This window comes from Clostridia bacterium (assembly GCA_028698525.1).
GTDB lineage: Bacteria > Bacillota > Clostridia > JAQVDB01 > JAQVDB01 > JAQVDB01.
Genome location: JAQVDB010000036.1, coordinates 1 through 22,930 on the forward strand (window position 1 = coordinate 1; position 22,930 = coordinate 22,930).

Genomic DNA, 22,930 nt, shown 5'->3' on the forward strand with positions numbered 1-22,930 from the left:
ATTCTGACTTAAGGATTGACTTTCCTGTTGTGCCAAGGAAGCCATAATGGTTATCATGATTTCTCCCTTGGCATCCAGTGTATTGATATTCTCCTTTTCAAAATAAACAGCTACATTTTTCTCCTTAGAATTATGACACAAGGGGACGGTCCTTCTGTGTCGTATATAATAGCAAACACGTACGGAACATATATATAGAAGGACCGTTCATGCAATGAATATTCGGAGATAACTATGACTCACTACATTCCGAAAATACCAAGCTTTCCTCGAACTCGCTGGCGCTCAAACAGGGAAAGCTAAACTGGTGTTTTCTGCATTCCATTCGTCAAGTTATTTTAGCCGAATATTCATAAGCAACTCACTAACCTTCTATATATATGTTCCTGTGAGGAGGATAAACTAAAACTTTGTAGAGGGTATTATATGTACCCGGTACTGCTGAAACTATGAGTATGCACAAGTTCCTGTCAGGTAGTTTAACGTGAACTTTGTCTAGGAGGTGAGGTATGAAGCAGTTAGTTCAGTATTTTAAGGATGGAGAAATAGTGATGGAGGATGTGCCTGCACCTGTTATAAGGGAGGGGGGTATCCTAGTTCAGACCATGTATTCAGCCATAAGTCCTGGCACTGAAAAGATGATGGTGGAGCTGGGAAAGAAAAATTATTTGGGGAAAGCGGTTCAGAGGCCGGATATTGCCAAGCAGGTAATGGATAAAGTAAAAAATGAAGGGATTGTAAGCACCTATAAAAATGTGATGAACAGGATGGATGCACCTGTTACTATGGGGTACAGCTGTGCCGGCAGGGTGATAGGTGTGGGGACGGGTGTATCTGATGTAGAGGTAGGGGACTATGTAGCATGCGCCGGGGTGGGCTATGCGAATCATGCCCAGATAAACTTTGTACCCCAGAATTTATTTGTTAAGGTGCAAGACCAGCAAAAGATTGAGCAGATGGCGTATGTTGCACTGGGAGCAATCGGGATACATTCTGTTAGGCAGGCGGAGGTACAGTTAGGTGAAACGGTGGCTGTCATAGGGTTGGGGCTAGTTGGACAGATAACAGGCCAGGTGCTGAAAGCAGCAGGTTGTAGGGTGGTAGGTATAGATATAGATCCCTATAAGGTGGATGTAGCCGTTAAAGGTGGAATAGACAAAGGGATTGTTTTAGGCAAAGGGGATTCGATTAAGGGTATAATGGGCTTTACGCAAGGATTGGGGGTTGACAAGATAATAATAACAGCCTCTGCCCAGGATAACGGGCCGGTTGAACTGGCTGCACAAATAGCCAGGGATAGGGCCACGATAGTTATGGTAGGCGTTACATCCATGAATTTGCCCAGGGATCCCTATTATAAGAAAGAGCTGAATTTTGTGTTTTCCCGATCATACGGACCGGGCAGATATGATTATTCATATGAGCACAAAGGCATAGATTATCCCATAGGCTATGTTAGATGGACAGAAGGCAGAAATATGCAGGAGTTTGTAAGGCTTGTACAGCAAGGGGATTTAGACCTTAAATCCATTACTACCCATGTTTTGGATTTTGAGGATGCACGGCAGGCATACCAGTTGTTAAATGAGGTCCATATAGGCATATTGTTAAAGTATCAATGTGAACAAGCAGGAAAAGAAGATTGTATAATAATGGACACAAAGGTGAACTTCGATAGAAATACAGAATATATTGGAATAGGACTTATAGGGGCCGGAAATTTTACTCAATCCATATTGATGCCTAACTTTAAAAAAATAGACGGAATAAGATGGATAGGAGTGGCATCAGCAGGCGGATTGACTGCAAAGAGCATGGCCGATAAATATGGTTTTGAGTATGCTACAACTGATTATATGAAGATAATAGAGGATAAAAGTATAGACCTTTGTATAATAACTTGTCCCCACAATTTGCATTACCAGATGGTAAAAAATGCAGTTATCAACGGTAAACACGTATATGTTGAAAAGCCTTTGTGTATACACAGATGGTAGTTGGAGGATCTGAGAGATCTATTGAAACGGTATCCCAGGGTTTCAATAATGACGGGATTTAACCGTAGATTTTCTTCACACATTCAAAAGATTAAGGAATATTTTAAAGATAATGTATGCCCATATATGATAAATTATCAGATAAATTCCAAAGAGATATCAAAGGACGGATGGCTTAATGATACTGAATTGAGCGGCGGCAGAATAGTAGGAGAAATATGCCATTTCGTAGATTTGATTCAGTTTATCATAGGACATCAACCTGTACAGATATTTGCACAAAAGATAGCTGCAAATCGTAAAGATATACAGGACGAGAATAATATAGCTGTTTTGATGAGTTATCGGGACGGTTCAGTTGCAAGCGTACAATATACTACTATGGGTAATAGTTCATACCCTAAAGAGAGGATACAGATTTTTTCTAATGGTATAGCAATAAATAGTGATAACTTTAAAAATACATCAATTTATGGGAAAAAGACAAAGAAGATAAAAACATTCAATATTGATAAAGGATTTTTAGATCTATATTCATCATATATCGAATATTTAAAGGGTAAGAAAGACATTCCCATCACACAGCAAGAGATATTCAGCAGCATGGATACTACTTTTGATATCAGGAAATATGTTACCGGTGCCAAAGATTAGAATATGCGATTGAACGCTTATATCGGGGGAAATCAAATGGAAAAGATATGTGTAATAGGATTGGGTCACATAGGCTTACCTACAGCTGTTATGTTTGCATATTGTGGATATGATGTTACCGGAGTAGATAAATCGGAAGATGTGCGCCAACAGATAAAAGATAAACAGATAGAGACACAAGAACCTTCTCTCAAGGATATAATCGAGAAATGTATGTGGGATGATAATTTAAAGATAAGCGATGAAGTAAAAGAGAGCGATTATTTTATTGTTGCTGTTCCTACGCCTATCAATTCAGCTAAACAGGCTGATTTAACAGCAGTTTTGGATGCTGCTCATAAGATCAGCCGTGTGTTAAAAAAGAACAATACCGTGATAATAGAATCTACCATTCCTCCCGGGTGTACGCGTAACGTAATCGTGCCTGCCCTAGAACAAAGTGGATTTAAAGCAGGCAGAGATTTTTATGTAGCCTATTGCCCTGAAAGGGTTCTTCCGAGCAATATAATAGTGGAACTGATAAACAACGATAGGCTGATAGGGGGCATAGATGTTGAATCAGCTGAAAAGGCCATGGAGTTATATCGTGTATTTGTTAAAGGCAAAATATTTATAACAGATGACATTACAGCGGAGTTTAGTAAATTGGTAGAGAATACTTTTAGGGATGTAAACATAGCATTGACCAATGAACTTGCTATCATAGCTGATAAGATAGGTATTAATATTTGGGAAGTAATAGAGTATGCCAACAAACACCCTAGGGTGAACATGCATTTTCCGGGACCTGGGGTAGGAGGACATTGTATCCCGGTAGATCCTTGGTTTATAGTGCAGGCGGCACCTGAACAGGCGGATATAATAAGGGCTTCTCGAGATACCAATGATGGTATGCCTTTCTATATATATAAAAAAATACGGTGCATCATACCGGAAGGTAAAGTTGTACTGCTAGGATGCGCATATAAGGAGGATGTTGCAGATACAAGACATAGTCCCGGAATCAGGCTGGCCTTATATTTGTCGGGGGATGAACGGTATTCTGTAGAGATAGTGGATCCCCATGTTGCGGGATATGATAAGGATGTATATGCTGCGACATGTGATAGCCGGTTGATTGTGCTTGTCACCGGCCATAGGACGTTTAGAGAATTGGATTTTGATAGGTTGAGAAAGGTTATGTCCTATCCAAATATTATGGACACCAAGAATTTTTTCAACGGCAGTCTCTTGAGGGATAAAGGGTTCACATATTATCTGCTAGGCGATGGGCGATAAATGGACTATTTGAAGAAGACTGCTGGCACAGCAGTGATGATAATGCTCATAACTTTTTTATCCAAGGTGCTTGGATTTATAAGGGAGACTGTGATAGCTGCCTATTACGGCAGCGGATGGCACACCGATGCATATTTTGCTGCTCAAACCTGTTCATTATTTTTGGTTGGGATAATAGGGACAGGCTTGTCCACCATATTGATACCGGTTTACACAGAACACATGACTAAAAAAGGCAGTGATCATGCCAATAGGTTTGCTAGCAATGTGGCAAATATATTTTTTGTTTTATTCACCATGCTTACAGTGGCCAGCATAGTGCTGGCTCCTTATATTTTAAGGTTTTTTGCCCCGGGATTCAATGATATCACTTTGGGGGTCAGTATAAAACTTGCTAGGATTATGTTTCCTGTGCTCATATTCAATATATTATCCAGCATAGCCACTGCAGTATTACAAGCCAGAAAACGATTTATTGCACCGGCCTGTGTAGGGATTCCACTCAATGTAATTATAATAATATGTATAATTTTATTCTCCAAAAGCATAGGGATATATGCTCTGGCCTGGGCTTCTTTGGTGGCTTCTTTGGTGCAGGTTATAATACAGCTGCCTTCCCTGAACAAGGTCTTCAAGCATAGATTTATCTTCCATATATATGATAAATCTTTGCACAAACTTATCCTTATAATGTTTCCTATTATAATCGGCAACAGCATTCATCAGATAAATACAATGATAGATCAAGTGTTGGCATCCTCCTTGGAGGGTGGAAGTGTTTCAGCTATAAATTATTCTGAGATCCTGATAGGGTTTGCCACAGGTATTTTTATAATGAGCATATCCACTGTGCTATATCCTTCTTTCTCTGAAATGTCTGCAAAGGGAGAACACCGATCGTTGAGCAGCATGATTGAAAACGGCATAATATTGATGTTTGTTGTTATGGTGCCTGTTGCAGCTATCATGATGATGATGGGAAAGGATATTGTGCAATTAGTGTTTGAAAGAGGGGCTTTTGATGCTGATGCCACATTTTTAACTGCGGTGGCTTTTCGATATTATGCTCCTTCGGTGGCAGTATACGGGGCTAGGGAGATATTAAACAGGGCTTTTTATTCGTTAAAATATACAAAGCTGCCTGTAATATGTGGAGCTTCAAGTGTGGGGGTAAATATAGTTTTGAACATAATTTTGGTGAAATATATGGGGGTGGCAGGGTTAGGTCTGGCAACCTCTATATCAGTATTTATAAATATGGTTTTGCTCATGTACTTTTTAAAGGGGAAACTTTCCTATTTGAATGTAGGTTATATATTGATCGAAACATGTAAAATTTTGCTAGCCCTTGTTGTGATGTGTATTACAGCCTGTTTGTTTAGATATTATATACCACCAGTGAATTTTTATTTGCGTTTTATAGTTAGTCTTTTGGTATGTATAGCATCTTATCTGTCTATACTGGTATTGACAAAGTTTCAACAATTTAATTTTTTAAAAAATAAGCGGTAACAAAATATTCTCACCCCTCAAAGTGATATTACATAGTATAGATTGAGGGGGTTTTTATATGGATAAGATAAAAATAGGCGATATAGTGATGCGTAAGTCATATAAAGGAGACGTTCTTTTTAAGGTAAGTGAGATAATAAGACAACGCAATAAAGAAGATATTTTGATATTAAAAGGGTTGGATTATAGATTGATTGCAGATGCTCCTGTATCAGATGTTGAAAAGACCAAGAAGGAATATTTAAAGAAGTACCAGAGCAATTCTAGAAATCAAATGAAAAAATTGGAAAATAGGATAATGCGAGGGATGAAAAAAGACAATAATACTAGCCGGGGATTTATTGATACCGCATTAAAAAAAACGAGAAGTGAGGGTTTTTTTAAAAAACCGGGAAGCGTGCTACACTTGGACGGCGACCCGGATTATTTGAATATGTCACTGGAATCATATAAAAAATTAAATATTAAAGTACAAGGGATGCATGTGAAGGAAAACAAACAGCCGGAAATTATGCAGGATTTATTAAAAAAACATCTACCTGACATACTTGTGCTGACAGGTCATGATAGTATGGCAAAAGACGTTGAGGACTACAAAGATATAAACAACTACAGGAATTCTAAATATTTTGTTGAATCGGTAAAAAAAGCGAGAGAATTCAATGCTTCATTGGATGACCTTGTAATATTTGCAGGTGCCTGTCAGTCTAATTATGAAGCGTTGATTGAAGCTGGAGCTAATTACGCCAGTTCACCTGAAAGAGTGCTGATTCACGCCCTTGACCCTGTTCTTGTAGGTGAAAAGATCGCATGTATAAATATAGATAAAGTTATATCACCTGCTCAAATAATCAATCATACGATTACCGGAAAGAAAGGCATAGGAGGTCTGGAAACAAGAGGAAAATTGAGACAAGGGCTGCCATCATCTTCTTATGAATAATTTTGGACAAAACGGATAAACTAGTTAACGATATATAGCAAAATGCAATTTTTGCTCTTTACTCCAGAGCTTTAATATGATATAATCAATTTGGCATGATTTTTGCTTACTATAATAAATCCAGTTAACGATTCATTTTATTTCATTTAGAAGATACAACTCCGACCTTTATAGCATTATCAGTAAAAATATAAATACAGAGAAATGCAAACACACTTTTATTTCTAAATTATATAAATTTTTAGTCAATTGACAGCAAAATGTGTGTCGGGGTTCTATATATAATTTTTAAGAGGGTGATATTATGGCAGGTGTAGATACTTTGTTGAATATCAAGAAAGACCTTGATAACCATATCGGAGAAAGAGTCCGATTGAAGGCTAACAAGGGAAGAAGAAAGAGTTTTGTCAAAGAGGGTATAATAGAAGAAACATATCCTAGCGTTTTTACCGTAAAAATAGATGATGAAAAGAGCTCAGCTAGAAGGTTATCATATAGTTATTCAGATGTTTTAACTCAAACGGTAGAACTTGTCCTTTGTAGAGATAATATTAAAATAGAATGTAGCTAAAGATTTAACAACACAAGGGGACAGTCCCTCTGTGCAGTTGATAATCACTGCACAGAGGGACTGTCCCCTTGTGTTGTTATGCTGTTTTTTAATCTTTTGATGCTATTATGGCTGCACCTAAAGCCCCGCAAATTTCAGGTTGTTCAGGTACAATAACTTTGCTACCCAGCCGTTGCTCTACTGCACGGACTACGCCTATGTTTTTAGCTACACCGCCTGTTATCATGTATTCCGGCTTCATCCCGGTACGTCCGCCTAATGCCATCACTTTGGAGGCCACAGATTGATTGATTCCGTGGACGATATCCTCCAGTTTTTTATCAGCAGCTATAAGCGATACCACCTCTGACTGGGCAAAGACTGAACACATGCTGGAAATGGTAATCTGCTCCTCCCATTTCAACCCATATGTACTCATCTGTTGGATAGTCAATCCTAAAGACTGAGCCATCATTTCTAAAAAACGTCCCGTGCCTGCAGCACATTTATCGTTCATCACAAAGCTGAGCACCTTGCCATCCTCGTCAAGGTGTATAACCTTGCTGTCTTGTCCACCAATATCGATAACAGTACGAACAGCGTTATTTAGGAAATGTGCACCTATTGCATGACAGGTGATTTCGGTCACATCTTTTTCACAAAAATCGATATTAGTTCGTCCATATCCGGTAGTAACAATGCGGGATATTTGGTTTTGGGAAAGCCCTGCCTTATTTAGGGCAGAATCAAAGGCTTTTTCCGCACTTTGCAGCACGTGGGCACCTGTGGGCAGCACCGAAAAAGAAACAATACGTTGCTGGCTGTCCAGTATCACCGCATTGGTAGAGGTAGAGCCACTGTCAATCCCGGCAGTATATATCTGTTGAAAGTGCTTGGGGGTTATATATCTGAACTGTCTTTTATTTTTGCCTACTTTTAAATTTTCAAAAAAAGCCTCTAGCCGAGTTTTTAACTGTGCTGCTACCTGTGGGGTATAATCAGTTTCGATTTTTAGAACAGGTACATCTAAACTTCTTTTAATATGAGCATACTCAAAACCATAAAAATCACAGAAGCTTACAGTGTTATAAATTATTCCTTTTAAATTTGGATCATCCACCAATGCCCTGCGGGAAGAAATATCGGTCATTCGCATACAAGCAGTCTGGGATAAAAGCTGATCTGTGTACCAGTCCATCAGTTCTTCTAGGTCATCGGTAAGGGGTGGATTGCCAAGGTTTCGAACGCCGGTGCAGGTGTTGTTTCGGATAGCAAGGGGTGATGTATTTTTTATGAATTCTAACATTTTTTCGCCCATCCTTGCACCCATCACTCCAATATAACCCCCAACAACTGATTGGGAGTTTTGTTTGAAAGCAGCCCGGAATTTTGCACAGCTGAATTTTTTGCCTGAATAAGCGGCATAATCCCGGATAAATTTTAATATTTGTTCTTTATAGACCAACTTACTGCAATGCTGGCTATTATGGGGAAGATAGAGCATAAAGACTTTGTGCCCTTCAGCCTGCAATACATCATATGTTCTTTGAATAGAATCACAACAGCTGGTCAAAACAATCGGATTAGAGTTGTTTTTTACACAGGTTTCAATCAATGCCCTTGAAAAGCTGCATACATTTCTATGGATGAGCTGGTCTGCCCTGGCACAATCCTGTGCTACAGGATTGTATAGCCTATATTTTTCACCGAATCCATCTAAAATTTCAACAGGCGTATATTTGCAAATATAATAAGTCATTTTGATCCCTCCAGAATCTCCAGAAAAGCTTGTAGACGGGTAAGCATTTGTCCATCATTGACATTATTCCTGTCACAGCCATCCCCGTCCAGCATCAGTACCGGAATATCTTGTTCCTCCAGCATTTCTTTTGTGAGAACGGCGCCTCCTAGGGTTTTTTTACATCCCCAATGGTTGAAATATATCGCTCCATCTGCATGGAGGGATATAGCCATATCCAGCAATTTTTGGGCACGTCTTTCTGTGCAACCCCCCATGGTGTTCAGCAATAATTTCTGGGCCATAGACTGATAGGGGTGATCCTCATCCATGTCTATTAGATAATCAAAATTTAGGTCACAACTCAACAGCTGATATTTGCTGCTGAAATTAAAAACCTTAGCAATAGAAGGCTGCCAATAAGGAAGTGTATGTGCCCATAGGATGCGGATTTCATCCTTTGAAGGGGCAGCGTTTTGCACATCATATAACAGTAGTTTGAAATAATGCTCGGCTTGCTGAGTTCCCAACAATATGTGGGTAAAAAAAAGTTTATACATTTCAGATGTCAAGTTATTTGGCATGAATTTTGATGAAAGCTCTTTAAAGTAAGCACGATACATGCTCAGCGAGCGGTTTTCACTGCGTATAGCTGTCTTTAGTCTCTCCATGTCTAACTTTTTGTCCGCAACATCTTCAATAAATGCAACCATTGCCCTAAACTGATGGGCAACGTATTCCACTGTATCGTCGTTATATTCGTTTGGCACATCAATTGTAAAGCGGGGTATCTTCCAGTAATCTGCAAGTGTGCGAAATGTAAGGTTGTTGGCATCGCAGGCCAAAGTGGTGTTCACCACAAAACTGGGTTTAGGTAGCACACCTGACAAGGCTGCACCTAATAGGGTTTTATGATAAGAACAATAAGTTTTGGGGATACCTGAATGCTCAGCGAAATCAATAAATGCTTTTTCCGCACCTGCCCCGTTCAGATATCCGGCCAATCCCTCTACAAATTGAGGTGCGATGTCCATGGCATGCAGCAGCTCGCATGGAAGGAATATATTCACAACTGCTGTATCCTGCGCATCCTTTAGGGGCTGGCGTATCACGTTGTTACAGATTGCTGCGGCGTATTTTTGATGAGGCAATAGTTTTTGATCCGGAAAATATTTAACCACCAACTGGCTGACAGCATAAGCGGCATTTAGCAAAGAAAGAACCCTTTGGGGATGGTAGTGTATATTGGCGGCTACAATCTGCCCGAATATTTTAATGATTTTATTCATCCATAAAGCCTCCTGTTTTGATGGATATGCTCGATTTTATATTGTTGAAAAATTTAGTGTAATAATTGGTAATACAGCTCTTATAAATTGTATTAATTTTACTATCATTAGTCAATTGAGTCAATTATTCTGTGACTTTCAGTATCAGCTTGTATAACAAAAGTTAAACTAATAAGTTTATAAATCTTCAGTTATCCCCACCAAACCACAAACAATCAACAGGAAATGCACAAAACTAGACCAACTTATCCACAAGTTATGCACAGGCGAAATTAACATAAATCCTGAGAAGCCCTATTCATAGTGCTTTGGGACTATCCACAATGCATCTAGAGACCTGTGGATAAATGTGAATAAGTTTTTTTGTTTTTTTATAAACATTAACATATTTTAGTCAGTATACTTATATTATTATATTAGGGAGTTTTTATGTGTAATCAATTTAAAAAACAATTGAACTTATCCAGCATAACAACTACTAACACAACTTATATAAAGGTATAGACAATGTTTTGAATTTAAAAAATATAAATGGGGAGGTAAAAATGATGTCGTCCATTGAATTAGTAAGGGATATGATGACAGTCGATCAGATAGTTGCAGAGGATATATCTCAAACTCTGATTGAAGGTGATATAGTCATCTCTGAAATCGACCCTGAAATACAGAAGGTGTTATCTATACAAGCTGATGTAAAGGCAACTGGAAAGGAAGTGCTGCAGGACAAAGTCATGATAGATGGTACGGTGAATTTTGATGTGCTTTATATGGCTGCAGATGAAGAAAATTCTATAAGGAGTACAAAAGGGGAATGCGATTTTTCTCATGTAATAGAGCAGGGCGGTATAAAACCCAAGATGAGGGTGGATATCAGTTTTGATGTAGAACATCTGGATTACTTTATTGAGGGCGGAAGGAAGATAAATGCAAAGGCAGTAGTGAATATTAAAGGGCAGATAGTGGACACACAGCAAGTCGAGTTTATAAAGGATGTAGAAGGATTGGAGGATGTGCAAAAACTAGATGATAGCATTGCTGTTGCAAGTGTCATTGGGGAGGATAGTTCACAGACCATGGTGAAGGAGGATCTGGAGATTCCTGATACAAATCCACCTGTCAAGGTCATCCTTAAAAAGGATGTAAGGATAAAAGAAAAAGAGGCCAGTATATCCGAAGGCAAGGTGATAGTGAGAGGCTCAATAGCTCTCAAGACACTATATTTGGCTGATAATGAACAGTCTTCACTGGAAACGGTGGAGCATGAGATATCTTTTTCCCATTTGGTGGAGATAGAAGATGCACTTCCTTATATGAGGAGTACAGTGGATGTGATGGTGGATGATGTATATTTAGAAGTTAGAGAGAACCCTTTAGGTGAAACTACCATTTTAGACGCTGAGATAATTTTGACTGTTTTTGCCCGGGTGTTAGAAGAGCAGACAGTTGATATATTGTGTGACATATATAGTCCCTCTATAACTATGGATATTGATACTAAAAAGATAAGTTCTAGACAATTAGCAGCCAGCTGTTCTGATGTAGCACATGTTAAACAACTGGTGGATGTTGCAGCTTCAAATTTATATGATATAAATGCAAAGGCTGTTCTGACTGATTATAGCATAGAAGAAGGGGAGGTAGTGGTAGAAGGAATAATAAATGCAGGAGTGCTTTATTCTAAGGATAGTTCAGGGGAGACATTGGAAAGCTTAAAAACAGAAGTTCCTTTTAGGCATGTAATAGAGGTAGAGGATATTTATGCTGATATGGATGCAGAAATACAATTTGGATATGTAAATGTAGAATACCAGCCTTTCAGCAAAACTCAAGTTGAGATAAATTATCAGTTTTTTGTAGATGTGATGGCATACGAAAGATCAGAAAAATGGGTGATAGTATCGGTAGAGAAAGGTGAGGATAGGGTAGATCAAGAAGAACGGTCGGCTATCACTATTTACTTTGTACAGCCTGGTGATACACTATGGGAAATTGCAAAAAAGTACAAGACCACTATAGATGAGATAATTGAGACAAACGAGATAGAGGAGTCGGAAAACATAGAGGCAGGCATGAAGATAATAATATATAGGGGAGAGAAGTATAAAGTTTCATAAAATTTGAGACAGAATATGATATATGTAAAGGATGCTGTAGAAGTAAATAAAACCATGTAAAAATACTGATGTTGATAAAAATTAAAACAGGCAGAAAAGGACTATTTAATGTAAAAATATTAGGCAAACAAAAATAAATTGACTAAAAAAGCTGTAAAACGAAAGGATGACTATACAGGAAGGTATACGGATATTGATGTAGAAATCTTAAAAAGATATAATAGTAAACTGTTGCTATGATATTATGGCTGCTAGCTGGTATTTTATATCACAGGCAGCCCTTTGCCTATATTGAGAATATTTACCTGGAATATGGATACAATATATCAAAACGCCATGTTTTGGGCTATGGTGTCGTGGTAAGTACTAATGGAGAGGATGTACAAGCATGAAAGTTTTTTGCTTATTTTTATTGATACCAGCAGTATATGTGATCATCAAAGAATTATTAGATTTTTCCTATCAAAACCGAGAAAAACGAGATATTCAAAAGATAATACGGATTTTTGATAAAAATTGATATCTTTTAAAAATCCAGTATCATAAAATTGCAAATTTTTATAAATATACAAAAATGATAAAAGGATTTATATTAAGAATGTAGAATATTAGAGACATATACTAAATATAGATGAACGGCGGTTAGGAATCTTTGATTTAAGATTAGGAAAATAGAGGAATAAACAAATGGAATATTCGCATAATATATAGTATCGAAAATTGAGAGGTTGGTGTTTCATGGATTATCAAATGCATATAGCCAAGAACATTCAGTCTATTCAAAGACATATAGATGATAGCGAAATATTGAGTTATATTTATAGTTGTTATCAAGACCAATCGGAGCCGGATAGCTCGTATCTTATTGATAGGGGTTATCAACAAGAAGAGATAAATATTGCAAGAGATTTGATAGATATTTATTTAAAATTCAAAAGTATTATAGGAGGATCTACCGGTGAAAAAACCTTCAATTTATGAAGGTTTTTTTTGTGGAACAATGCTTGTTTTTGATATATAATTAAGAATGAATTATTATATTTTTAATTATATATCAGGTAGGTGATTGGTTGTCAGAGATTGAATTAAAGGCTAGGGCTAAGGTAAACCTTACACTTGATGTGTTAAGAAAAAGGCCTGATGGGTATCATGACCTGTCCATGATTATGCAATCTATAGAACTTCATGATAAAATAATATTGACTGAGGCGGAGAGGGGAATAAGTATTCAAGCGGATACTGATATTATTCCCTTAGATGAAAATAATCTGACATATAAAGCTGCTGCTTTGATACAGCGAAAAAAGGGTATAAAAAAAGGTATCAATATATTTATTCAGAAAAACATTCCGGTTTGTGCAGGAATGGCTGGAGGGAGCACTGATGCAGCAGCAGTGATCAAAGGGCTTAATCGCCTATGGAATCTGAATATGGATATGGACGAGATGATGCGTATAGGTGCTGAAATAGGTGCAGATGTGCCCTTTTGTATATTGGGAGGGACTGCGCTGGCAAGGGGCATAGGTGATATATTGACAACTATTGAGTTCCCTTGTAAGGTATGGATAGTAATGGTAAAGCCCAGTTTTGGTATATCTACAGCTCAGGTTTATGGGAATTTGGATTTAAATAATGTCTACCGAAGACCGGATACTGACGGTATGATAAAATGTCTAAAGAGTTGTAATATAAAGAGTATAGGGCTTAAGCTTTTCAATGTCCTTGAGACGGTTACTGTTAACCTATATCCTGCATTGAATGATGTAAAAGAGGATATTTTTAAGTATGGCTGTGAGGGTACAGTTATGACTGGAAGTGGCCCTACAGTATATGGTATTTTTTCTTCATGGAGCAGAGCCAACAGTGCATATAATGCACTCAAGGAAAAGTATCAAGATGTATTTTTTACACATACCTATAATTCTCCTTCAAATAATTGAACCCGGTTATAGAAAGGATAGGTGGTCATGAGATGATTAATGCAGTAGTGCTTGCTGGTGACGGTAAAAAACTTGTGATTGGTGATAAGGAAATCTATAAATCGTTTTTAAACATACACGGTAAGATCATGATTGAATATGTTATTGATGCACTTGTAGAATCTGAAATGATTGATAAAATAGTGGTAGTAGGACCCAGAGAGCAGCTTTCCAATTATATCGATAGCAAGGTAGATTGCATAGTTGATGACCGGGGGAGCATTATAGAGAATGCTAAAGCAGGGGTGGAGCAGTTTGAGGATAACAAGAGGATTTTGATAATAACATCGGATATTCCTATGGTTACCGCTGAAGCGATAGATGATTTTGTTAAAAGAGCTTATGAAAGCGGAGGGGATTTTTGCTATCCTATAGTTGATAAGCGATTGAATGATCAAAAATATCCTGGAGTTAGAAGGACATATGTAAAATTGAAAGAAGGTACATTTACAGGCGGAAACTTTATAATGATAGAACCTAGAGTGTTAGAAAAATGCGAGGATATAGCTAAAAAGCTTATAGCTTTCAGAAAGAAACCTTGGAAGGCCACCCAGATAATAGGTGTTCAGTTTTTGATACAGCTAATTATTGGAACCCTTTCCCTTCCCAAGCTGGAAGAGAGATTTTCTGAAATAATGGGGATAAAGGCTGTGGCTATCATCTCTGATTATCCTGAAATAGGCAATGATGTGGATAAGCCATCAGATGTGGAGATGGCTATGCAATATATAAAAGATGTAAATGTTACAGCGTAAAAAAGAGAATGTGAATTTCACATTCTTTTTTTTATGTGAATAACAAATAATGTATTGGCACAAATTAATACAGACGCAGTTTATGAAATCGATATATCATGATAATTTAAGCACAATTGAGAGGATACACATGGAATGGTTGAATAAGATTATAGATTTATTTGATGCTCCGATGATTATAGTTTTCATCGTTATAGGGTTATTCTCTATTTTTATAGATGCGAGAGAGTTTGCCAACATGGAGAAAATGCGTGAATATAATATTTCAAAAAGGATGGGCTTTGTTTACATAGTACTGGGGATTGCTATATTTATATTCAACCAAATATTTTATTTCTAAGGTGAAAGGCATGGGAATATATAGGATATTGTCGTTAAAGAGAAAATCCAACAAGAACAAAAGTAAGTCTAAACAACAGAATAAAGTGGTTGATCCGGTAAACAGGTCATTAGAACAGAATATCTACCAGATAAAAGATATGTTTAAAGATTGTAGTGACGTGATATATAGGGAGTTTGAGGTGGGCAATGAAAGGCCTATAAATGCAGCAGTGATCTTTATTGACGGCATGATAGATAAAGAATTGCTTAATGAGCAGATAATAAAACCTTTAATGCTGGAAATCAGAATAAGTCCTATAAATCTTAAGGATGTAAGGCTGAATATATATGAATTGTTGGAGAAAAAATCCATGACCGTTTCTGATATAGAGGAAACCCATGATATGCAAAAGACAGTAGATGCTGTATTGAGCGGGGATACTGTTTTATTATTGGATGGTTATGATAAGGCATTTATTATAGCATCTAAAGGCTGGCCTACCCGAGGGGTAAGCCAGCCGGAAACAGAAGCGGTAATAAGGGGTTCCCGGGACGGATTTACCGAGACCATAAGGGTGAATACTGTGTTGGTCAGAAGAAGGATAAGGGATACGAATTTTAAAGTTAAAAGCATGAGTATAGGACAACGCAGCAAGACTGATATAGCTATACTATATATAGATGATATAGTAGACAAGCAGGTGTTGAATGAGGTGGAGAACAGGCTATCCGACATAAGCATTGATGGTGTGCTGGAAAGCGGATATATAGAGCAATTTATAGAGGATAATTGGCTATCGCCCTTTCCCCAGATACAGAACACGGAAAGGCCTGATAGTGTTGCGGCTGCAGTGTTGGAAGGAAGGGTGGCGATACTGATTGACAATACTCCCTTTGCACTTATAGTGCCTGCTACGCTGAATAGTTTTTTTCAATCTCCTGAGGATTATTATGAAAGATGGATTATAGGCAGTTTTATTAGGATGATGAGGTTTGTAGCAGGTTTGTTTTCTCTTATAATTTCCGCCCTTTATGTTGCTATTACTTCCTATCATCCCGGTATAATACCCACTAAACTTGCACTTTCTATAGCGGGTAACAGAGAGGGTGTGCCTTTTCCTGCTATTATAGAAGCTTTTATAATGGAGATTACTCTAGAGATGTTGAGGGAGGCAGGGGTGAGGTTGCCCGGGCCTATAGGGCAGACAATAGGCATAGTGGGGGGAATAATAATAGGTCAGGCTGCGGTAGAGGCAGGCATTGTAAGCTCGATAATGGTCATCATCGTTGCATTTTCAGCTATTTCTTCATTTGCAATACCCAACTACAGCGTAGCTATAGGATTTAGAGTTTTAAGATTTGTCTTGATATTTCTCGCGGCTTTCTTGGGATTATACGGAATTATGCTGGGGCTGCTGGCTGTGTTGATACACATGGTCACATTAAAAAGTTTTGGAGTCCCGTATCTTACACCGTTTACCATGAATAATGCAAATCTGTTGAAGGATTCAGTGATCAGAGTACCTATTCCTGCTATGAAGGAAAGGCCAGGATTTACTGCCGGTGATGATAAGGTGCGTATAGGCCAGGGACCGGACAAACAAAAAAGTGGTGATAAAAACGATGATAAAGGATAATGACAGGATAAGCGCAGGCCAGGCTAGGACTTTTATTATCCTCACTATAGTTGGGGTGGGGGTATTGAGCCTTCCCAGAATTGCCAGTGAAAGAGCACAATCCGATGCATGGTTGATTGTAATAATAGGTGGAGTGATTGCATTATCAGTTTCTTTCTTGATAATAAAGCTGGGCGAAAGGTTTCCCGGGGATACAGTTGTGGAATACAGCCAAAAAATTGTAGGTAAATTTATCGGCACAGTTATGAGTATATATATTTCAATATACTTTGCATTGTTTTGTTCTTTTATAATACGGATATTTGGCGAGGTACTCAAGATGTATCTACTTCCTTGGACTCCTATAGAAGTGACAATGTTTGCGCTGCTGATAATGAGTGTATATATTTGCAGAAGCGGATTGGAAGCTATAGCAAGGCTAGATAAGGTTATTTTCCCTATATTTATAGCCATCAGTGCCCTGTTCCTTTTTTCCATACCTGATATGGATTTATCAAATTTGCTGCCGGTATTTACAACTTCGCCTGTCCAAATATTAAGAGGTTCTTTAGACAGTGCATTTGCTTTTTTAGGCATAGAAACGCTTTTATTGATATTTCCTTTTATAGATACCAAACAGAGCATCGAGAAGACTGTTTTTAATTCTTTATTAATGGTAATTTTGTTTTATTTATATATTGTAGTGATTTCAATAGCCAGGTTGGGAGTGTCCGGCAGTCAAAGCTATATATGGCCCCTCATGACGGTTGCAAAGTCCATAGATATACCTGGGGTTTTTATAGAAAGGATAGAAGGTGTGATAATGGGGCTTTGGGTATTTATAGCGTTTACATCTTTGATAACCCTGCACTTCACATCTTCTCTTACTTTGAGCAAGATATTTAAAACCACTGAACAAAAGGGTTTTATCGTTTTGTTGGTGCCTTTTATATATTCCATCGCCTTGCTGCCGGACAGCATCGCAGAGGTATATGACTATGCAGGTTTCTTTTCTAAATATTTAGGTGTAACAGCTTCGGTTTTTATACCATTGTTCTTATTTTTGGTATCTTTGGTAAGGGGAAAGGGAGGACAAAATGCTGTATAAACGAGTTGCAATTTTAGCTATTATTATGCTCATGCTTATAAATACAGCCTGTTGGGATAAGATTGAGATTGATGATAGGGGGTTTATCATAAGCATGGCTATAGATATACCTGAGGAAGAAAGAGAAACCGGCGATGTAGGACGATTGAGGAGGTATAGCATAACTTTTGGGATGCCTATAGTGGAAAAACTGGTTGAGAAAGGCGGGGGAGGCGAAAAGTCTTTTACTTTGGTAACAGCTGAGGGCAACACTATATTTGATGCTCGAAATAATTTAGCTACCAGGATAGACAGAAGATTGTTTTTTGACCATGCAAAAATAGTGATATTCGGCAGTGAAGTTTTTAAGGATAAGTCCAAATTTAAAGAACTGGTGGACGATTTACAGAGGGATTACGAGATAAATAGAAAGATGTTTGTGGGAGTAGTAGATGGAAAGGCAAAGGATGCTCTTATGGTAGATAACCAACTTAACAAGCTGGTGATGGTATATTTATCCGGGATAATGGAAAATAGTCAGTTTAATGCTAATGTGAGGAGCCTTTATCTTGATGAGTTGATAGAATCTTTGAGGGAAGGTGGCAGGGTACTTATTCCCAAAATAAAGCCTAATAAAACAGAGGTTAAGATAGCAGGTGCAGCTATTATAGATGACTTTGAATTAAAAGGATGGTTGGGACAGGAGCAAAACAAATATTCTTTGATTTTAGAGAAAGGTGCCAAAGGAGGGGATGTGGATTTCAGATATCGAGATATTATCATTCCCTATCAGATATATAGTGCAAGAAAGGCTATAAAATACAACGGGATTAAAGAAGGGAAATTGGATTTTACTATACGCATCAGGAGTGAAGGACGCCTTAGAGAATATGTTTTTGGACAGCATTTGATGGACAAGAACAAAATAGATCAATTGACAAGTTTGGTGAATAAAGAGATTGAAAAAAACTGCAATCATGTAATCGATATGTATCAAAACAAATACAAGATTGATATGTTAGGCATAGATGACTATATGCACAAATATTACCCTAAAGTGTGGAAGGTGGTAGAAAAGAATTGGGATGATTATTTCTGTAATGCAAATATAAATGTGAGATCTGATTCTAGCATCAGGAGGGTAGGAGTGGTCAAATAAAAATGAGATTTTATGTTTAAAATGATGAAAAATTGTAAATACTTATGGATGAGGATAAATTTAAAACACAAAAGGTGAAAAAGATGAGAAAATACATAATTCCTGCAATAGTTTTAATAATACTGGTTACAATGTTTGCTGTGCAGGGTATAAAAAAAGAAGAGGATATCAGCGACAAGGTGATCAGATTTCATGTTATAGCAAATAGTGATTCTCCCGAGGACCAGGCTATCAAGCTTAAGATAAGGGATCGTATACTGGAGGATATGGGCAAGCAATTGAGCAAGAGTACCGATTTAGGACAAAGCAGGGATTTTATAGAGCATAACTTAAAGAATATAGAGAATATTTCAAAACAGGAAATACAAAGGAATGGAAAAGACTATGGTGTTAATGCCTGCCTCGGGGAATTTTTATTTCCTGCCAAGACATACGGGAACTTGGTATTTCCGGCAGGAAGATATCAGGCTTTAAAGGTGGTAATAGGAGAGGGTAAAGGTAAAAACTGGTGGTGTGTGATGTTTCCTCCATTGTGCTTTGTGGACATTTCTCATGGTGTGACGGCAGAACAATCGGTACAGGAGATAGAGGATGTATTAAATGACGAGATGGAGGATCAAATTGAAGTTGACTTTAAAATGGCTGAATGGTGGAACGGCTCCAGAACTAGGCTGGCTAAAATGTTTTCATTTTTTAAAAATGATTAAGGCTTCCTTAAATTAAAGGAAGTCTTTTATTTTTGAATAAACTTCGGTATTTTAACAAAAAATAAATTTATATAGGTTGTATTGAGCAATCTGAGAGAGCATTATACCTTATGTGCTCCACAAGCTGCTGTATTATATGGGATACATATGCAAAAATTTGAAGAATGGTTTAGGAGGAAAAGGTTGATGATAAAAAGATATATTTTGATCGTATCGATTGCGTTGATCATAATACTTACTTTGACTACGATACAAACCGATATGCAGAATTCTGCAAGTGCCCGGGTATTACATTGGGGTACTACCGGTGATGATGTGATTAAAGTACAGGTAAAATTGAAACAGTGGGGATACTATGACGGAATAGTAGATGGCATCTTTGGCACTGGAACTTCAAATGCAGTAAAAAAGTTTCAGAGGAAAAATGGTCTAGCTGTTGACGGCGTAGTAGGTAAAAGCACAGCGGCTGCGCTGGGTATTACATTGGCCGGTTCTAGGGCTGCAAGCACTACTTATAATTCCTCTAGGGGAACTACTAGACAAGGGGATATATATCTTTTAGCTGCTGCAGTTCACGGGGAAGCTAGAGGAGAGCCCTATATTGGAAAGGTAGCGGTGGCTGCTGTTATATTGAATAGAGTGCGGTCGGCTAAGTTTCCTAATACCATACCAGGGGTTATATATCAGCCTGGTGCGTTTACTGCAGTTATGGATGGACAGATAAATATACCGCCAGACCAAGAATCATTAAGGGCGGCAAGGGATGCTCTAAATGGTTGGGATCCCAGCGGTGGAGCCTTATACTATTATAATCCTGCAAAGACTACCAACAAATGGATATGGTCACGACCGGTATTCAAGGTGATAGGCAAACACCGATTTGCTAAATAAGGAGTGATTTTTAATTGAGAAGAGAATGGATTGTATCGATAATATTGGCCGTAGCTCTTGTAGCTACAGGAGTATGGGGCTATATGCAATATCAGGAAAAACAGGATTACCATCAATATGTTGAAAACTTATACCAGAAATCTTTTTATGAAATGAGTGACAACGTACAAAACATCGAAACACAATTATCCAAGCTAATGGTGGCTGCATCGCCCCAACAGATAATACCGGGTCTTTCAGAGGTATGGAGACAAGCTTCTGTTGCACAGAACAATTTAGGGCAGATGCCTGTGTCCCATTTGGCGCTAGACAATGCATCAAGATTTTTAAATCAGGTTGGGGATTATTGTTATTATCTAGCTAAAGAGACCAGCTATGAGAGACCTTTTACTCAAGAGCAGTGGAAAAAATTAGAACAACTGCACAACAATGCAGCCAAGCTAAACGATGATTTGAAAAAGATGCAGAGCAGCATAAGTAAGGGAGGCGTAGATATAGGGGATATAAGGCTGGCAGCTCGCAAACCACTGGAAGAGGCATCAGAGGATATAGTGTCTAAAGGGTTTAAGGATATGAATAAAAATCTTGCCGATTATCCTGAACTGATTTACGACGGACCTTTTTCCGAGCATATAGAGACAGCCAAACCCTTAGGACTTACCGGGGCAGAAGTTAGTCAAAAGCAAGCGGAAAATAAGGCGATAGAGTTTGTTGGCAAGGATAGGGTGAAGAAAATTAAAAAAGTGGCAGAAGGAAATGGCTTAATAAAGACCTATGGGTTTGAAGTGACACCCTCTGGCAAGGAGCAAAAGCCTATATATGTGGATGTGTCCAAAAAAGGCGGACATATAGTATGGATGATAAGTTCCGATACTTCAGAAGAGAAAAAGATGGATCTAGAACAGGGTACCAAAAAAGCCAAAGAATTTATGGAACAAAAGGGTTTTGGCACAATGGAAGTAACTTACACAGAACATTATGACGGCATGCTTCTTGTGAATTTTGCAGCAGTGCAGGATGATGTAATAATTTATCCTGATTTGATAAAAGTAGAAGTTTCGCTAGAAGATGGTGAAATACTTGGATTTGAAGCGGCAGGCTATTTGATGTCCCATAGAAAGAGGGATATACCCGAACCTAAAATATCAAAAAAAGAGGCGATGGGTTATGTTAGCGGCAGATTTGATGTAAAATCTTCCAGGCTGGCTATCATACCGACCCCTGCCAAAAAGGAAAAATTTTGCTATGAATTTATGGGTAATTTTGGAGAGGATACATTTATAGTATACATCGATGCAGTTACCGGACAAGAAGAATCCATATTGAAAGTGATTGTTACTGAAGGTGGCAAACTTACTATGTAATGATCGTTATCCCATCGATTACATAACATACTTTTTCGGTATCAGGTTAAAATAAAGATAGTTCAGTTGCTGTTCAAAGCAAAAAGGAGGTCTTTCAATAATGGCCAGAAAAGGTATTATGTCTGAACAGCTTAAGGAAGAAATAGCCAAAGAACTGGGTGTGTATCATCAGGTTAAAAATCAAGGTTGGGGAGAAGTAAGTTCAAGAAACTGTGGAAATATAGTGTCCAAGGCTATAGAAATGGCAGAGAGAAGCATACAAAATCAAGAGTACTAATAAATCAGGGTTTTTACCCTGATTTATTTGATGTGGCTTATATTCCCAAATTGAGATGCATAAAAATAGGTTTTTGCATTTTCTTCTACTACCACCGCATTTGTATATGCTGTAATTACGTCAGGACCTACCGCTATTGTCCCGTGGTTTGCCATTAAAACTGCATTGTCATTTTGTATATAAGTTGAAACTACATCTGCCAACTCTTTAGTGCCCATAGGTTTATAAGGAGCGCATTTTATTTTTTGTCCTACCAGTGCTGAAAATGCACATATAATTGCAGGCATGTCTCCTTTATCTGTGGAAGCCCATGCGGTAGCGAAGGATGAATGAGTGTGCACAATCCCACCTACGTCCGGCCTTTTTTTGTATATGGCAAGATGCATAGGGGTTTCTATGGAGGGTTTCCTGCATCCATCTATGATTTTCCCGTCTAAATTCATGATGATGATATCCTGAGGTTGGAGTATGGAATATTCCATATTGCTAGGTGTAATAGCTACGCATTCTGTTTCTTTATCTTTTAAACTAAAATTTCCGAAAGTGAGTGGGGCCAGTTTTTCGCTTTTAAATTTTAATGCTACTTGGATTATCTTTTTTCTTTGTTTTTCCATAAACATTTTTCTAATCTCCTTTTTTATTATTTACGACATACAACACAAGGGGACAGTCCCTTTGTGTCGTATGTAACAGCAAATA

Annotated in this window: 23 protein-coding genes; 19 read left to right on the top strand and 4 right to left on the bottom strand. The window is 37.9% G+C overall.

From position 1 onward, the window contains the following. On the bottom strand, window positions 1–165 hold a 165-nt coding region (locus tag PHP06_06725), incomplete at its 3' end, for a recombinase family protein (protein MDD3840252.1). A 344-nt stretch (window positions 166–509) separates the two neighbouring features. Here PHP06_06725 and PHP06_06730 point away from each other — a divergent pair. The 6 genes from PHP06_06730 (at window position 510) to PHP06_06755 (ending at window position 6,955) form a co-directional block, all read left to right on the top strand. Beyond that, on the top strand, window positions 510–1,997 hold the full coding sequence (locus PHP06_06730; protein ID MDD3840253.1) for a Gfo/Idh/MocA family oxidoreductase: 1,488 nt from the start codon (window positions 510–512) through the stop codon (window positions 1,995–1,997). A 21-nt stretch (window positions 1,998–2,018) separates the two neighbouring features. Then, window positions 2,019–2,651 (top strand): Gfo/Idh/MocA family oxidoreductase, encoded by a 633-nt coding sequence (locus PHP06_06735; GenBank protein MDD3840254.1) that lies wholly within the window; start codon window positions 2,019–2,021, stop codon window positions 2,649–2,651. 36 nt (window positions 2,652–2,687) lie between these two features. Next, window positions 2,688–3,929, top strand: coding sequence for a nucleotide sugar dehydrogenase (locus PHP06_06740; protein ID MDD3840255.1), 1,242 nt, complete (start codon window positions 2,688–2,690; stop codon window positions 3,927–3,929). Beyond that, window positions 3,930–5,441, top strand: a complete 1,512-nt coding sequence (murJ, locus tag PHP06_06745) for a murein biosynthesis integral membrane protein MurJ (GenBank protein ID MDD3840256.1) — start codon at window positions 3,930–3,932, stop codon at window positions 5,439–5,441. A 58-nt stretch (window positions 5,442–5,499) separates the two neighbouring features. Then, on the top strand, window positions 5,500–6,384 hold the full coding sequence (gene yabG, locus PHP06_06750; protein MDD3840257.1) for a sporulation peptidase YabG: 885 nt from the start codon (window positions 5,500–5,502) through the stop codon (window positions 6,382–6,384). A 304-nt stretch (window positions 6,385–6,688) separates the two neighbouring features. After that, window positions 6,689–6,955 carry a Veg family protein gene (locus PHP06_06755; protein MDD3840258.1) on the top strand — a complete coding sequence of 89 codons (267 nt, stop codon included), beginning with the start codon at window positions 6,689–6,691 and terminating at the stop codon, window positions 6,953–6,955. An 88-nt stretch (window positions 6,956–7,043) separates the two neighbouring features. Here PHP06_06755 and PHP06_06760 read toward each other — a convergent pair whose 3' ends face one another. Together PHP06_06760 and PHP06_06765 are read right to left on the bottom strand one after the other, a co-directional pair. Then, a complete protein-coding gene (locus PHP06_06760; protein ID MDD3840259.1) occupies window positions 7,044–8,693 on the bottom strand; it encodes an acyl-CoA dehydratase activase in 1,650 nt (549 codons plus the stop codon). Continuing rightward, window positions 8,690–9,961: a 2-hydroxyacyl-CoA dehydratase family protein gene (locus PHP06_06765; protein MDD3840260.1), complete on the bottom strand. Its 1,272-nt coding sequence runs from the start codon at window positions 9,959–9,961 to the stop codon at window positions 8,690–8,692. The genes PHP06_06760 and PHP06_06765 overlap by 4 nt, the downstream gene beginning before the upstream one ends. 545 nt (window positions 9,962–10,506) lie before the next feature. Here PHP06_06765 and PHP06_06770 point away from each other — a divergent pair. The 13 genes from PHP06_06770 to PHP06_06830 all read left to right on the top strand — a co-directional run bounded on the left by PHP06_06770 (window position 10,507) and on the right by PHP06_06830 (window position 22,231). Further along, window positions 10,507–12,075 (top strand): DUF3794 domain-containing protein, encoded by a 1,569-nt coding sequence (locus PHP06_06770; protein MDD3840261.1) that lies wholly within the window; start codon window positions 10,507–10,509, stop codon window positions 12,073–12,075. Window positions 12,076–12,463: 388 nt separating this feature from the next. Then, window positions 12,464–12,595 carry a hypothetical protein gene (locus tag PHP06_06775; GenBank protein MDD3840262.1) on the top strand — a complete coding sequence of 44 codons (132 nt, stop codon included), beginning with the start codon at window positions 12,464–12,466 and terminating at the stop codon, window positions 12,593–12,595. Window positions 12,596–12,813: 218 nt separating this feature from the next. Next, window positions 12,814–13,056 (top strand): hypothetical protein, encoded by a 243-nt coding sequence (locus PHP06_06780; protein ID MDD3840263.1) that lies wholly within the window; start codon window positions 12,814–12,816, stop codon window positions 13,054–13,056. An 89-nt stretch (window positions 13,057–13,145) separates the two neighbouring features. After that, window positions 13,146–14,015 carry a 4-(cytidine 5'-diphospho)-2-C-methyl-D-erythritol kinase gene (ispE, locus tag PHP06_06785; GenBank protein MDD3840264.1) on the top strand — a complete coding sequence of 290 codons (870 nt, stop codon included), beginning with the start codon at window positions 13,146–13,148 and terminating at the stop codon, window positions 14,013–14,015. A 32-nt stretch (window positions 14,016–14,047) separates the two neighbouring features. Further along, a complete protein-coding gene (locus PHP06_06790; GenBank protein MDD3840265.1) occupies window positions 14,048–14,809 on the top strand; it encodes a nucleotidyltransferase family protein in 762 nt (253 codons plus the stop codon). Window positions 14,810–14,939: 130 nt separating this feature from the next. Further along, complete coding sequence (locus PHP06_06795; GenBank protein MDD3840266.1) at window positions 14,940–15,149, top strand: hypothetical protein; 210 nt, start codon at window positions 14,940–14,942, stop codon at window positions 15,147–15,149. A gap of 10 nt (window positions 15,150–15,159) precedes the next feature. Further along, the gene (locus PHP06_06800) at window positions 15,160–16,767 is read left to right on the top strand and encodes a spore germination protein (protein MDD3840267.1); all 1,608 of its coding nucleotides are present in this window, start codon (window positions 15,160–15,162) and stop codon (window positions 16,765–16,767) included. Beyond that, a complete protein-coding gene (locus tag PHP06_06805; protein MDD3840268.1) occupies window positions 16,754–17,854 on the top strand; it encodes an endospore germination permease in 1,101 nt (366 codons plus the stop codon). The genes PHP06_06800 and PHP06_06805 overlap by 14 nt, the downstream gene beginning before the upstream one ends. Then, window positions 17,844–18,992, top strand: a complete 1,149-nt coding sequence (locus PHP06_06810; GenBank protein ID MDD3840269.1) for a Ger(x)C family spore germination protein — start codon at window positions 17,844–17,846, stop codon at window positions 18,990–18,992. Before PHP06_06805 ends, PHP06_06810 begins: the two co-directional genes overlap by 11 nt. 83 nt (window positions 18,993–19,075) lie before the next feature. After that, complete coding sequence (gene spoIIR, locus PHP06_06815; GenBank protein MDD3840270.1) at window positions 19,076–19,699, top strand: stage II sporulation protein R; 624 nt, start codon at window positions 19,076–19,078, stop codon at window positions 19,697–19,699. A 186-nt stretch (window positions 19,700–19,885) separates the two neighbouring features. Continuing rightward, window positions 19,886–20,590 carry a spore cortex-lytic enzyme gene (gene sleB, locus PHP06_06820; GenBank protein ID MDD3840271.1) on the top strand — a complete coding sequence of 235 codons (705 nt, stop codon included), beginning with the start codon at window positions 19,886–19,888 and terminating at the stop codon, window positions 20,588–20,590. Between the two features lie 14 nt (window positions 20,591–20,604). Beyond that, window positions 20,605–21,954, top strand: a complete 1,350-nt coding sequence (gene ypeB, locus PHP06_06825) for a germination protein YpeB (GenBank protein ID MDD3840272.1) — start codon at window positions 20,605–20,607, stop codon at window positions 21,952–21,954. A 100-nt stretch (window positions 21,955–22,054) separates the two neighbouring features. Then, window positions 22,055–22,231 (top strand): small, acid-soluble spore protein, alpha/beta type, encoded by a 177-nt coding sequence (locus PHP06_06830; protein MDD3840273.1) that lies wholly within the window; start codon window positions 22,055–22,057, stop codon window positions 22,229–22,231. A 23-nt stretch (window positions 22,232–22,254) separates the two neighbouring features. On the opposite strand, the gene PHP06_06835 is transcribed toward PHP06_06830, so the two are convergent. Next, window positions 22,255–22,851, bottom strand: coding sequence for a class II aldolase/adducin family protein (locus PHP06_06835; GenBank protein MDD3840274.1), 597 nt, complete (start codon window positions 22,849–22,851; stop codon window positions 22,255–22,257). Window positions 22,852–22,930: the final 79 nt, after the last annotated feature.